This is a genomic window from Hwanghaeella sp. LZ110, from assembly GCF_048892525.1.
Lineage (GTDB): Bacteria > Pseudomonadota > Alphaproteobacteria > UBA8366 > Aestuariispiraceae > Pacificispira.
The window spans coordinates 147,129-159,855 of sequence record NZ_JBLZHT010000002.1 but is presented as its reverse complement, the minus strand read 5'-3'; the positions used below and the strand labels follow the sequence as shown (position 1 = coordinate 159,855).

General features: G+C 59.6%; 14 protein-coding genes. 5 read left to right on the top strand and 9 right to left on the bottom strand.

The window, feature by feature from the left end; genetic code table 11:
• Window positions 1–27: 27 nt before the first annotated feature.
• Genes ACOSDM_RS04465 through mobA form a run of 5 tightly spaced genes read left to right on the top strand, consistent with a single transcriptional unit; the run spans window position 28 to window position 3,390 of the window.
• Entirely contained in the window at window positions 28–537 is a 510-nt protein-coding gene (locus ACOSDM_RS04465; protein WP_420723290.1) for a molybdopterin-guanine dinucleotide biosynthesis protein A, read from the top strand.
• A 10-nt stretch (window positions 538–547) separates the two neighbouring features.
• The gene (locus ACOSDM_RS04460) at window positions 548–976 is read left to right on the top strand and encodes a nuclear transport factor 2 family protein (RefSeq protein ID WP_420723289.1); all 429 of its coding nucleotides are present in this window, start codon (window positions 548–550) and stop codon (window positions 974–976) included.
• Window positions 977–994: 18 nt separating this feature from the next.
• Window positions 995–1,876: a formate dehydrogenase accessory sulfurtransferase FdhD gene (fdhD, locus tag ACOSDM_RS04455; RefSeq protein ID WP_420723288.1), complete on the top strand. Its 882-nt coding sequence runs from the start codon at window positions 995–997 to the stop codon at window positions 1,874–1,876.
• Window positions 1,866–2,783: a diguanylate cyclase gene (locus ACOSDM_RS04450; RefSeq protein WP_420723287.1), complete on the top strand. Its 918-nt coding sequence runs from the start codon at window positions 1,866–1,868 to the stop codon at window positions 2,781–2,783. Before fdhD ends, ACOSDM_RS04450 begins: the two co-directional genes overlap by 11 nt.
• The gene (mobA, locus tag ACOSDM_RS04445) at window positions 2,773–3,390 is read left to right on the top strand and encodes a molybdenum cofactor guanylyltransferase MobA (RefSeq protein ID WP_420723286.1); all 618 of its coding nucleotides are present in this window, start codon (window positions 2,773–2,775) and stop codon (window positions 3,388–3,390) included. The genes ACOSDM_RS04450 and mobA overlap by 11 nt, the downstream gene beginning before the upstream one ends.
• A 258-nt stretch (window positions 3,391–3,648) precedes the next feature.
• Here mobA and cobM read toward each other — a convergent pair whose 3' ends face one another.
• The 9 genes from cobM to ACOSDM_RS04400 all read right to left on the bottom strand — a co-directional run bounded on the left by cobM (window position 3,649) and on the right by ACOSDM_RS04400 (window position 12,670).
• Window positions 3,649–4,401, bottom strand: a complete 753-nt coding sequence (cobM, locus tag ACOSDM_RS04440; protein ID WP_420723285.1) for a precorrin-4 C(11)-methyltransferase — start codon at window positions 4,399–4,401, stop codon at window positions 3,649–3,651.
• 68 nt (window positions 4,402–4,469) lie between these two features.
• Window positions 4,470–4,847 carry a GxxExxY protein gene (locus ACOSDM_RS04435; RefSeq protein ID WP_420723284.1) on the bottom strand — a complete coding sequence of 126 codons (378 nt, stop codon included), beginning with the start codon at window positions 4,845–4,847 and terminating at the stop codon, window positions 4,470–4,472.
• A gap of 46 nt (window positions 4,848–4,893) precedes the next feature.
• A complete protein-coding gene (cobJ, locus tag ACOSDM_RS04430; protein ID WP_420723283.1) occupies window positions 4,894–6,708 on the bottom strand; it encodes a precorrin-3B C(17)-methyltransferase in 1,815 nt (604 codons plus the stop codon).
• Window positions 6,705–7,448, bottom strand: coding sequence for a precorrin-2 C(20)-methyltransferase (cobI, locus tag ACOSDM_RS04425; RefSeq protein ID WP_420723282.1), 744 nt, complete (start codon window positions 7,446–7,448; stop codon window positions 6,705–6,707). Before cobI ends, cobJ begins: the two co-directional genes overlap by 4 nt.
• Window positions 7,445–8,665 (bottom strand): precorrin-6y C5,15-methyltransferase (decarboxylating) subunit CbiE, encoded by a 1,221-nt coding sequence (gene cbiE / locus ACOSDM_RS04420; protein WP_420723281.1) that lies wholly within the window; start codon window positions 8,663–8,665, stop codon window positions 7,445–7,447. The genes cobI and cbiE overlap by 4 nt, the downstream gene beginning before the upstream one ends.
• Complete coding sequence (locus ACOSDM_RS04415; RefSeq protein ID WP_420723280.1) at window positions 8,665–9,303, bottom strand: precorrin-8X methylmutase; 639 nt, start codon at window positions 9,301–9,303, stop codon at window positions 8,665–8,667. Before ACOSDM_RS04415 ends, cbiE begins: the two co-directional genes overlap by 1 nt.
• A gap of 14 nt (window positions 9,304–9,317) precedes the next feature.
• Window positions 9,318–10,556, bottom strand: a complete 1,239-nt coding sequence (locus ACOSDM_RS04410) for a sirohydrochlorin chelatase (RefSeq protein ID WP_420723279.1) — start codon at window positions 10,554–10,556, stop codon at window positions 9,318–9,320.
• 165 nt (window positions 10,557–10,721) lie between these two features.
• Window positions 10,722–11,276, bottom strand: a complete 555-nt coding sequence (locus ACOSDM_RS04405; protein WP_420723278.1) for an ActR/PrrA/RegA family redox response regulator transcription factor — start codon at window positions 11,274–11,276, stop codon at window positions 10,722–10,724.
• A 41-nt stretch (window positions 11,277–11,317) separates the two neighbouring features.
• Entirely contained in the window at window positions 11,318–12,670 is a 1,353-nt protein-coding gene (locus tag ACOSDM_RS04400) for an ActS/PrrB/RegB family redox-sensitive histidine kinase (RefSeq protein WP_420723277.1), read from the bottom strand.
• Window positions 12,671–12,727: the final 57 nt, after the last annotated feature.

Sequence of the window (12,727 nt, the reverse complement as noted above, 5' to 3'; positions counted from 1 at the left end):
CAATCACTTAGACAGGGGAAAGCACCTATGTATCGTCGCGCCTTTCAGGTTTCATTGATTTTCACAGTGGCGCTGATTTTCATGCTGCCCCCCCTTCAGAGCACCCTTGCCGATGAAAGCGATCATGAAGGATATTATTACCCAACACCGCAAACTGAGGAACGGTATAGACCCCGCGTGAATTCCGTAGCAGAGGCAGATCGACGCACCCGCATCGCCTTCACGACCGGCCTGACGGCGCAGATGCTGGCCTCGCCCAGCCCGCCCCGCTTTGCGATTTTTGCGAAAGGGGATGGGGCCGATAAACTGATCATCGTCAGCATCACAGATGGCGCTTACAACACCCTGTATCGATTGCGGGCCCTGCTGGCCATGCTGACCGCTTATGCCCGCAGCAGCCCGGCTTTTAACGGATTTCCCAATCCGGAGAATTTGACCTTTCTGGATATGGTCTATCTGATTGGCTTTACGGAAATCACGGTGTCCGATGGTCGGGATATCGCCCATCGCATCTATCTGGACCCAAATGCTGAATGACCGAACGCACATGAAAAACGATAACGCCAATGCCCGCGAAGACGCTGAAATCCTGTTCGCCAATGAACGGTTTTATGCCGCCTTTGCAGGGGGGGATGAAGCGGCAATGGTCGCGCTGTGGGCGGAAGATGGCGCGGTCTGCTGCCTGCATCCGGGTTGGGAACCCCTGCAAAACCGCCGCGAGATTATGGCCAGTTGGTCCGCCATCCTGCAGTCGCCGCCGCCGGTTACCTGTGTCGCGCCATCGGTTCTGTCCCTGGGGCCGGAAGCAGCGGCTGTAATTTGTTGGGAACAGATCGGCGATAATTTTTTGATCGCAACCAATCTATACCGCTGGCAAAGAGACGCCTGGCGCATTGTTCACCATCAGGCCGGGCCGGTAAATGGGCGACCGCCGGATGCCCTGATCGCCGCAGCCCGTTCCCAAACCGCAAACTGAATGATATTAAAGGCCACGATGACTGACTATATTCTGGGTCCAAATCCAACCAACCCGCATCTGACGCAACAGGTCGAGGGATGGGATCAAAACGGGGATCCCGTGACCACTGCCGTTGTCGTGGAACGCCCCCTGACCCTGTTCCTGAACGGTCAGGAAATTGTCACCAATATGACGATTGGCGATTATCCAGCCTATCTGGCAGTAGGCTATCTGTTGAACCAGAACATGCTGCGCGCCGACGACAAGATCACCGCGATTGACTATGACGACGATCTGGAAACCGTCGTGGTGCGCACGGAGCGGGAAACCAATTACGAAGAAAAACTGAAAAAGAAAGTTCGGACATCCGGTTGCGCCCAGGGCACGGTGTTTGGCGATCTGATGGAAAAGATCGAGGACAGCCAGTTGCCCGATGGACAGGTATTGCGGACATCCTGGATGCAAAGCCTGACAAAAAAGATCAACACGACCGACAGCCTGTATCTGCAGGCCGGCGCGATCCATGGCTGTGTGCTGTGTCAGGAAGATCGCCCGCTTGTTTATATGGAAGATGTCGGGCGCCACAATGCCGTCGACAAGATTGCAGGTTACATGTTCCTGGAAGGGCTGACGCCGGAAGATAAAATCTTTTACACGACCGGGCGCCTGACATCTGAAATGGTGATAAAGACGGTACAGATGGGCATCCCGATCCTGATTTCCAGATCCGGTTTTACCGCCTGGGGGGTTGAACTGGCGCGTCAGACCAACCTGACCCTGATCGGCCGGGCCCGGGGAAAACGCTTCACCGCCCTGGCAGGGCAACAGCGCATCGTCTATGACGCCGACGCCTTAGAGGCCGAAGACGAACCAAAAACCGCAGGTCGAAAGGGGGGGAGCAGATCTGATGCCGCCTGATGCATCTGCGACCAACATAACGGCCTTAAGGCCCATGGATATTCTGCGCGCCATTGACGCGGCCATTGAAGAGCATGGGAATTGGCTGACCCGCTGGCATCGGGCGCTGGTCTGCGAATTACCACCTGAAAGAGATGTCATTGCGGAAAACTCAGCGGACTTGACCGCGTTTGGACGCTGGCATGATCAGCATCGCCGGGATCCCTTGCTGGCCCAGATCGCGTTTCAAGATTTATGGCAGGAGTATTCGGCCTTGCACGACGCGGCGCGATCCGTTGCCCGCCTGGCGACGACAAGGCCCGTATCAGCCCAAGACTATGATGGGGTAGTAGCGAAATCGGACGCCTTTCTGACCAGGGCGCGCCGTATTCGGGATGCATTTCGCAAGGCGGTGTCGGACCTGGACCCCCTGACCGGCCTGAGCAATCGCACCACCATGAATGCCGAACTAGCCGCTGAATATGAACGCGCGGTTCGCACCGATACGCCGTGCTGTATCGCCCTTGCAGATATCGACCATTTCAAGAAGGTGAACGACACCTATGGTCATGGAATCGGGGATCAAGTCCTTGCCGCCACTGCCGGACGGTTTTTATCGCAATTGCGGCCCTATGATTTGATCTATCGCTATGGTGGGGAGGAATTCCTGCTGTGCCTGCCCAATGCCGACCCGAAAACAGCCGCCGTAGTGTTAGGGCGCCTGCGCATGGCCCTGTTCGAACGGGCCATCCCATTGGAAGATAACACGGATCTGTCGGTTTCCGCCTCCTTTGGGTTTGCCCAGATTATCGGATCGGCCCCCTTAAAAGAAATCATCGCCCAGGCCGATCAGGCGCTGTACCAGGCAAAACAGGCCGGTCGGAATTGCGTCATCGGATTTACCAAGGATGTGACCCATGACGCATAAAACCGCCGGATTGCTGTTGGCAGGCGGGCTGGCGCGCCGCATGGGGGGCGGTGACAAGGGCATGAAGCTGTTGGCCGGGCAATCCATCCTGCAGCACATCATAGGCCGCGTGAAGGATCAGGTGGAGGTCCTGGCGCTGAACGCCAATGGCGACCCATCGCGCTTTTCGGACTATGGGCTGATGGTGTTGCCCGATGTCATACAGGGGCAGCCAGGCCCCTTGGCCGGGGTTCTGACGGGCCTGGAATGGGCCCAACAGTCCCTGCCGGATTGTGATTATGTCGCCACCTTCCCCACCGATGCGCCCTTCCTGCCAACAGATTTGGTCGACCGGCTATATGCTGCAATGAAAAAGGAAGGGGCGGATATGGCCTGCGCCCGGTCCAATGGTCGGGACCATCCTGTGGTCGGCCTGTGGCCGGTTCGCCTGGCCGGTGATCTGCGTCAGGCCATGATCGACGACGACATCCGAAAGGTCGACCGCTGGACCGCGCGGCATAAATTAACCGTTGTCGACTTTTCCAGCGATCCAATTGATCCGTTCTTTAACGCCAACCATCCAGACGACCTGGCCGAAGCAGAAGCGCTGCTGGCACAAACACCCTAGTGTGGTGCGCGGTTATTTGGGGTCGACCAGGACGCTGTTTGCGGTGATCCGGTTAGAAGCGTTTTGCGAAGCGATGCGGGGCATCGCGAGCGGAAGGCGACGCGGCCCGGAGCGCCGCAAACAGCGCCTTTGGTCCCTTTATCGGCCCGTCGGACGGCGTCGAGAGCGCTTGACGATGAACCACATCGCCTGCACGCTCTCTTCTAGCCGACAGGCCGATAAAGAGATCCTGGTGATTCCAAATAACCGCGTACCACACTAAGGACGCAACACATGGGTATGGGTGGCGTCATACAGTTTGCTGTCGTCAAATCCTTCCGGATTGAGGACGCGCCCGACCAGAATCAAGGCGGTGCGGGTGATGCCGGATGCTTTCACCTTGGGCCGGATATCCCCCAATGTGCCCTCGATAAAGGCCTGATCGGGCCAGCCGACGCGATACGCGATCACGACTGGACAGTCCGCGCCATAATGGGGCGTTAATTCCCGCACGACCTTCGCCAGATTGTTGATCGACAGATGGATCGCCAGCGTCGCACCACTGCGCCCCAGCGTGTCCAGATCTTCGCCCTGTGGCATGCCAGACGCCCGCACCGCCGTCCGGGTGATAATCACCGTCTGGCCTACACCGGCCAGGGTCAGTTCCCGCTTCAACGCCGCCGCTGCTGCGGCATAGGCCGACACGCCCGGCGTCACATCATAGTCAATGCCCAGCGCATCCAGACGCCGCATCTGTTCCGCCGTCGCGCCATAAATGGACGGATCGCCAGAATGCACCCGCGCCACATTCAGCCCCCTGGTATGGGCATCCTGAATCTCTGCAATAATTTCTTCCAGATTCAGCGGGGCCGTATCAATCACCCGCGCCCCCTCTGGTGCTTCCGCAACAACTTCTTCCGGCACCAGAGACCCGGCATAAAGGCAAACCGGGCAGGATTGAATCAGCTTCAATCCCCGCACCGTAATCAAATCCGGTGCGCCGGGTCCTGCTCCGATAAAATGAACTGTCATAGTAACATACCTTGTCTTTGAGGATAAACGCAGAGGGCGCAGAGGGAGCGCAAAGGACGCCGAGACATCTAAAGACCATTTACCAATCGGGCGACGCCGCGCTTTAAGAGAACTTCGTTAAAGTTAATCAGATATCCAAGCCTGAAACCACCAAGTCTCAAGTAACTTAGCAACTGGGCACGATGAACATCCCGCACCTGCTCTAAAGATTTTACTTCAACAACAACAGCTTGCTCTATCAATAGGTCCAGTCGATAGCCCGGCGTGATGTCCACACCCTTGTATCGTATTGGCATCACAACCTGCCGCGCAACGGAGAGACCTTTTCCAGAAATTTCCATTTCCAAACATGTCTCGTAAGTCGATTCCAGCAAACCCGGTCCTAATTCCCGATGCACATCGATCGCGGCACCTAATATCAGTTCCCCAATTTCATTTTCTCTCATACTCAGCGTCCTCCGCGTTCCTCAGCGCCCTCCGCGTTCCCCCATCTTACTGAGCCCGCTTATCTGCATAGCCGCGCGGGGTGAAGGCGCGGGGTGTGCCGGCATGGTCGAAGGCCCGCGTTGTGGAACTGCCAATCACCACCAGGGTGAACATATCCACCACGGACGGGTCAAAATCCTGCAATGTCGTGACCGTCACGCTTTCTTCCGGGCGGCCCAATTGGCGACACAGGGCGACCGGCGTTGTTGGTGGACGTTGCGTCAAAAAGACTTCACGCGCTTCTGGCAGTAAGGTGCGGCGGCGCTTGCTTTGGGGATTGTAGAAGGCGGTGACAAAATCCCCCTGCGCGGCGGCGGCCAAACGCTGGCGAATTGCTGCAACCGGTGTCAACAGATCTGACAGGCTGATCAGGCAGAAATCATGCCCCATCGGGGCCCCCAGTCGCGCAGCCGCCAATTGAAAGGCGGAAATACCGGGCACAACCTCCACATCCACGGCCATAAGGCTGCGATCCTGCGTTTCCGCCAGAAGCTCGAAAACCAGGGTTGCCAGGGCATAGATACCGGGATCACCAGAGCAGACCAGGGAAACCGTCTGTCCCTGGGCGGCCAGAGCCAGAGCCTTTGCCGCCCGCGCCTCTTCTGCACCCAGATCGGACTCATAGACTGGTTTATCCCCGATCAGATCGGCGGCGAGATCCAGATACAGCCGATATCCCACCACCGCGTCAGATGCCAGAATGGCTCGTGCAGCCGCCCCGGTGCGATAGGCCGCATCCCCGGGTCCAACCCCCACGACGAAGAGCCGCCCCGACGCGCGCCCGGCACTGATATCCACAGACGCACCCTGTGCCCGCGCAATGGCGCAAGTATAGGGGCCGCTGCGGCGCTTTTCAGTGACAAATCGCGCCGTGCGGCCTGCCAGGGCCAGAGCCGAGGCTTCCGCGACACCATGACAGCCGATTTCCTGAAAAACCACATCAGACGGATTGGGCAGATGGGGCGTCAGGGCTTCCAATTCCGCAGCCGTGAACAGGCGAATGGGTCGATCCAGAGCCTGAGAAACCGCCTTCAGCGCCGCCTCATCCCCTTTCAAATCCACCGTGCCGATGGCGGCGATGGCAGACGGGTCCAGCCGGGTATCGGCCAAAACAGACTGCACGAAGTCCACCAGACCATCTGCCGGGGCGTGGCGCTCACAGCCAATACCAATGGCCAGGCTGGGGGGCGTCAAAACCACCTGACCCGTGGCGGGCTCCACCTGTCGATCCGTGATCAGGACCTGCGGCACCTCGCCCGGCCCCACAGATTGAAACACTTCCTTGGGCGGCCAGCTTGGATCACCGCATTCCGGGCGCAGGGTCACCGTTTCCCCGGCCAACAGCCGTGCCGTCACAGATTTCACGGCCTGCGGGGTTTTCAGGGTCCAGCCCGCGGGTGGATCATCCAGCGCAAATCCAAGCGTGCGGTCCCCGGCGGTCGTAATGGCGGCTGTCCCACCCAATCCATCAGCCAGCTGTGTTGCCAGGGAGTTTGCCCCGCGATGGCCCCCCAACAGCGGAACCACCATCGTTCCGTCTTCAGACACGGATAGAACCGGCGCATCCTGCCACTTATCCGCAGCCAGGGGGGCCAGCGCCCGAATCAATATCCCCGCCGCACACAGACCGATCACCGTCCACCCCTGAGCATATAATTCCCGCAGGCAAGCCAGCGTATCGTCAAAAGTGTGATCCGCACCGGTGACGCGGTCCGCCTTACCGTAAATAACAGCGCTGGGCAGGATTTCACGGGCGCGCAAGGCGGTTTCTGCGCCGCGCTGGGTCAGCGCGACTAGGGCGATAGGGGCTGGATATGTCATTCTGCCGCCTCACCCATTCCCGTGATCCAGGCATCCCGGCGGCGATGCACCAGCACCATGGAGAAATAGGGGGCTGTTTCATGGGGATAGTCCGACAGGGCACAGACGGTCTGGCGATCCCCCATCGTGGCGTGACCGATATAGCGGGCCTGATCCATTAACCCCGTCACCTCCAAGGCCCGGCGCAGTTTTGGCAAATGCCGTCCGATCTTGATGATCGCAGCCGCGTCGATTTCCTCCAAGCGCTTGATCAGGACGTCTTCGTCCAGGGGGGCGGGCAGGATGGTCAGAACATCATTGCGCGCCGCCAGCGGTGCCCCGGTCGCCGCTGCTGTCGCCATCAGGGAGGAAACGCCGGGCACAACCTCCACTGTGAACTGATCGGACAGGCGCCCGAACAAATACATGAAAGACCCATAGAAAAAGGGATCCCCCTCGCATAAAACAGCGACATCCCGGCCAGCTTTCAGATGATCCGCGATGGTCAGGGCAGCATCGTCATAGACCTGTTGCGCCGGAAAGCGTTTCACATCCATCGGCATGCGAATGGCGATTTCGATGTGATGGCCATCCAGATGCGGGGCCGCGATGCTCCGCGCGAGGGACTCCCCCTCCAGCGGCGCAGGCCAGGCTAGAACCGGAACGGATTTCAAAATCCGCAGTGCTTTCAGCGTGATCAGTTCCGGATCACCGGGCCCAACGCCCAATCCGTATAATGTGCCAAGAACCGGATCCGTCATAAGGGTTTCCTAATCGAATATTGCGTCACAGGCATCAGGGGGCGCCAACCATGATAAGGCCCGACAGGCTCCAGGCGGGACACAGCGATGCGGGTCAAATCCCCGCCCCAGTCTGCGAACAGGCCCGCCAGGCGGGTCTCGCTTTCCATCGTCACCGCATTGGCAACCAGCATGCCGCCGGGGGCCAAACGCTCCCACGCGATTTCCGCCATGCTGGATTTGGAAACGCCGCCACCCAAAAAGATTGCATCCGGCGCGCCCTTGATCTCGCCATAGGCTTCCGGTGCAGGGCCTTCGATCAGGTCCAAATGGGGCGTCCCCAGGCTGGCGGCATTGCGAGCGATCAGGCGACAGCGGGTCTTGTCCCGTTCTATCGCAACCGCCTTGCCCCCGGCGCGCATCCATTCAATGGCAACCGATCCACATCCGGCACCCACATCCCACAGCATCGCCCCCCGGCGCGGCATCAGTTTCGCCAGGGTCGCGGCGCGAACCTCTCGCTTGGTCATCTGACCATCGTGGTGAAAAGCCTCATCGGGCAATCCCGGCACCTTCGATAAAATCGCTGCACCAGGTTCCGGCTGAAGCAGCACCGCGATTGTGTTCAGGTCCGCACCGGCGGGGATATCCCAGCCCCGGGCCACACCTTCGATCACCCGCTGTTTCGGGCCGCCCAGATGTTCCAGGACCACGACTGAACTTGCCCCATAGCCTTCCGCTGTCAGCAGGCCCGCTACCTGGGCCGGGGTTTCAGCATTTTCCGACAGAATGAACAACCGCGCGCCGGGTTCCAGATGGGCGGAAAGCAGACTCAAAGGGCGTCCATGCAGGGTCAGGCGTGTCACCTCTTCCAGCGGCCAACCCAGATGGGCGGCGGCCAGGGAAAATGCACCAGGCGCGGGCAGAACTGTTAAAGCATCACGCCCAAAGGCCCGCCCCAGGGTGACCCCGATGCCATAGCTCATGGGATCGCCGGTTGCCAGGACACAGACGGCCCGACCCTTGCGGGCGGCCAGGTCCGCGACGGTATCGCTCAGCGGTGTACGCCAGGTCAGCCGCTCCGCCTTATGGGAGGCGGGGATCATGGCCAGATGCCGATCGCCCCCGAGCAGAACCTCAGCCCCCTCAATCAGGGCACGGCCAGCCGGGGCAACGGCGTCCAGGCCATCCTCCCCAATGCCAATGATGGATAACCATGCAGCGGATTTTGCGGTCATTATGTGTCCAGGCTCCCGGTCAAGGCATTGACGGTGGCGGCGGCAAGAGCGCTGCCTCCTTCCCGCCCGGTCAGGGCGATATAGGGAAGGCCCGACTCGATCAAGGCCTGTTTCGATTCAGCGGCCCCGACAAAACCGACCGGAAATCCCAGAATCAAGGCCGGTTTCGGGAAGCCCTCATGGATACGTTCCAGCAAATGAAACAGGGCGGTAGGCGCATTGCCGATTGCAACGACGGCACCCGCCAACCAGGGCTGCCACAGATCAACAGCCGCCGCGGATCGGGTCGTGCCCAGCCGCTGGGCCAGGGGGGCGACGGCCCCTAATCCCAAGGTGCACATTACCTCGTTGCGCTTGGGCAGGCGGCTGCGGATGATGCCTTTCGACACCATTTCAACATCGCACAGGATGGGCTTTCCCGCCGCCAGGGCCTGGCGACCGATGTCAACGGCACCCGCACTGGCCCGCAAACCGGTCACAACATCCGGCCGCCCACAGGTATGGATCAAGCGGATGGCGACATCGTGCAATTCGTCTGGCACAGCAGACAGATCCGACGCCTCCCGGATCAAGCGGGCGCTTTCCCGATAGATTTCCGCCGGGTCCTTGATATAGCGATAGGGGGGAGAGGCCGTCACGATACCGATCCCCGTCAATCCGGTTTCGGCAACGTCACACCTTCCGTCATGCTGCGCGGACCATGCGGATGATCCGCCTGAGGATAGGGATGGTGGTGGTGATCGTGCCCGTGATCATGCCCGTGTCCATGTCCGTGAGAATGGCCATGTCCGTGGTCGTGGTCATGCCCGTGGTCATGACTGTGGCCGTGCTGGTGGTCGTGCCCATGATCATGAGAATGATCGTGGTCATGCGGGTGTTCATGGTCGTGGTCGTGGTCATGATCGTGCCCATGATCGTGACTGTGCCCGTGATCTTCTGCCGGACCGGTGCCGATGCCTTCGACGTGGTGGTGATGGCTTTCCTGCGGTAGGCCAACCTCGTCTTCGAAGCCCAGAACCTGGTTGCGGTATTTGCACATCTGGCAATTCATGTTGTTCGCGCCCTCGACAATCTCAAACAGGCGCTCTGCAAAGGTTTCCATGACCATCGGATGATCATTCAGATAGCCGGCCTTCACGAATTCCAGCTCCGGGTGCCGGGCGGCGACCTGATCGGTGTAATCATAGATGCGTTTGATCAGAATACCGGTGAACAGGAAATAGGGGAACACGACGATCCGCTTGTATCCCATGCGGGCGCAATGCTCCAGGGCGGGCTCTACCAGCGGGAAGGTCACACCGGAATAACCGACTTCCATCCAGCCAAAGCCCATGCCTTCCCACAGCATCCGCGCCACCTTGGACACATTGGAATTGGCATCAGGATCAGACGCGCCGCGCCCGATGACGCATAACAGGGTTTCATGCCGGGAAATGGCAGGATCCAGCGGGGCCAGGGCCTCTTCAATGCGCCCGGCAGCCGCCTTCAGCATTTTCAGATCCACCGCCAGTTCGCGGCCATATTTGATCGACAGGCCGGGATTTTGTGCCTGATAGGTGTTCAGGACCGATGGGATGTCATTTTTCGCATGGCCGGCGGCAAACAGCATGCCCGGCACGGCCAGCACGCGGGTCACGCCTTGCTCTTGCAGCTTATCCAGCCCGGTGCGAATGATCGGTGTCGCGAATTCCAGAAAGCCATATTCGACCGGCAGATGCGGAAAGCGGGCCTTCATGGCCTGAGCGATCTGCTCAAATTCAGACACGGCACCGGTGTCGCGGCTGCCATGGCCACAGATCATGATGCCGACCTTGTCGTCGTCAATATGGGTGGGAATCGAAAATTGGCTATCGGCGGTCGCTGAGAGCGCCGCGGCTGTACTATTGGACATATTTGCCCCCGTCCTGGCTTGGGTTCTTATAAAGGCTCCACGCATCCGACCCAAATTTGCCCCCGTGCCGGTGGGGTGCTCATAGACTGACACCTAACAGACCCAACACGCCCCGTCAGCCGAAAAACCGTCCGGCTTTAAAAGGTTTGCGACAGGGCAGCTGGATCAACCACGCGGTGCGTGCTTATTTAAGATGCGCTGCAGCGTGCGGCGGTGCATTTTCAGGCGCCGCGCGGTTTCTGAGACGTTGCGATTGCATTGTTCAAATACCCGCTGGATGTGTTCCCAGCGCACGCGGTCTGCTGACATCGGATCTTCCGGCGGGGGCGGTAGGGGGCGGTCGTGCTCCAGCAGGGCGGCGATGATCTGATCCGCATCGGCAGGCTTTGCCAGATAATCAATCGCGCCCTTTTTCACCGCCGTCACGGCGCTGGCGATATTGCCATAACCGGTCAGCATGACGATGCGGATATCGTGGCGGGCATCGCGCAGGGCCTCCACCACATCCAGACCGTTGCCATCTTCCAATCGCATATCGATCACGGCATAGGCAGGCGGGCGATGGGCTGCGACGTCCAGGCCTTCCGCAACCCCGGCGGCGCTGCGCACCTCAAATCCGCGTTGTTCCATGGCCCGCGCCAGCCGGTTTCTCAACGGGGCATCGTCATCGACGATTAACAGGGTACGGTCCCGGATATGGGCGGGCAACATGTCAGACATTATCTTCTATTCCTAACCTGATGTGTCTCTTTATCAGGAGACTATAGTGCGTCGCCCTGGACTTCCAACACCCTGCGCGGCCAGCGGATCAGGATCTCTGCGCCCTTGCGGTTGCGAAACACGGTTTCCGCCCCGATTCGCTCTAACAGGGTTGTGGCGATGAATACCCCTAAACCCATATGGCCATTCTGACCAGCCCGGGTCGACAGATAGGGTTCCCCCAGGGTCTGTAACACGGCATTGGAAAATCCGGGCCCATCGTCGTGAATGGAAATCCACACATCCGATTTAGTCCAATACAGGCGCACCATGACGGCGCTGCGGGCGAATTGCCCGGCATTGGATATGAAATTTCCCAGGCCATGCAGGAATTCCGGCGTGCGCGGCACAAGCGGTTCCGCCCCGTCACAGGATTCGTCAATTTGAACATCCAGGGCGATCCTGTCTGGCACATGCTCATCACTGGCGATTTCGACCAGATTTGACAGGGGTAGAATTTCAAACGGATCTCCGGTCGCCGCCCCTGGACGGGCGGACAGGCCAACCAGAATATCCCGGCATCGGTCCGACTGGCTCTTCAATAGGGCAACATCTTCGTACAAGGGGCTGTCGGGCGGAACCGTACGCATCAATTCCTGCGAAACAACCGCGATTGTCGCCAGGGGGGAACCCAATTCATGCGCCGCCGCCGCCGCCAGCGTGCCCAGGGCGGACAGTTCCCGCTCTCGGGCCAGGGCATCGTCGGATTCGGACAGGGCATCGGTCAGCCGTCTGGATTCTTCTGATGCGGTCCACACAAAGGTGGCGATGAAGACCAGTGACATGGTGATCGCCGTCCATATCCCCAGACGATAGACAAAAGGCAGCGCAACGCCCAAAGGAGTCTCCCAGGGCAGGGGCAAATGCACGAAGGAAATCACGGTCGCCGCCCCCACCGCCAGGGCAGTCAGCGCCAGGGTCGCGCGCCGCGACAGGATGGTCGCAGAAACCGTGACCGGGGCCAGCAACAACAGAGCAAACGGGTTTTGCAATCCACCCGTAAAGCCGATCAGACTGGCCAATTGCAATAGATCAAACCCCAGAACCAGCGTTGCGCGCATCTGGCTCAATCGTCGAGGGCGGGATGTCATCAAGACCAGATTCGATACCGCCAGGGCGGCAGTCGCCAACAGACAGGGCAGCAGGGCAAACGGAAATTCAAACGCGATGGAGACAATAATGACGGTCAACAACTGACCGGCCACTGCGATCCATCGCAACATGACCAGGGTCGACAGGCTTAACCCAATGGGTCGCACCTCCGCCACGCGGGCCTGGCGCAGCGCACGCTTGGCCCGAAACCACCCCGTGGGACGGGAAAAATCACGGGTCGATGAACTGTGATTCTGATCCATTTTTTACGCACCTTGGGGCAGCCAGACCATGCCGTGCAGGACCCATTTGGGTTTCAC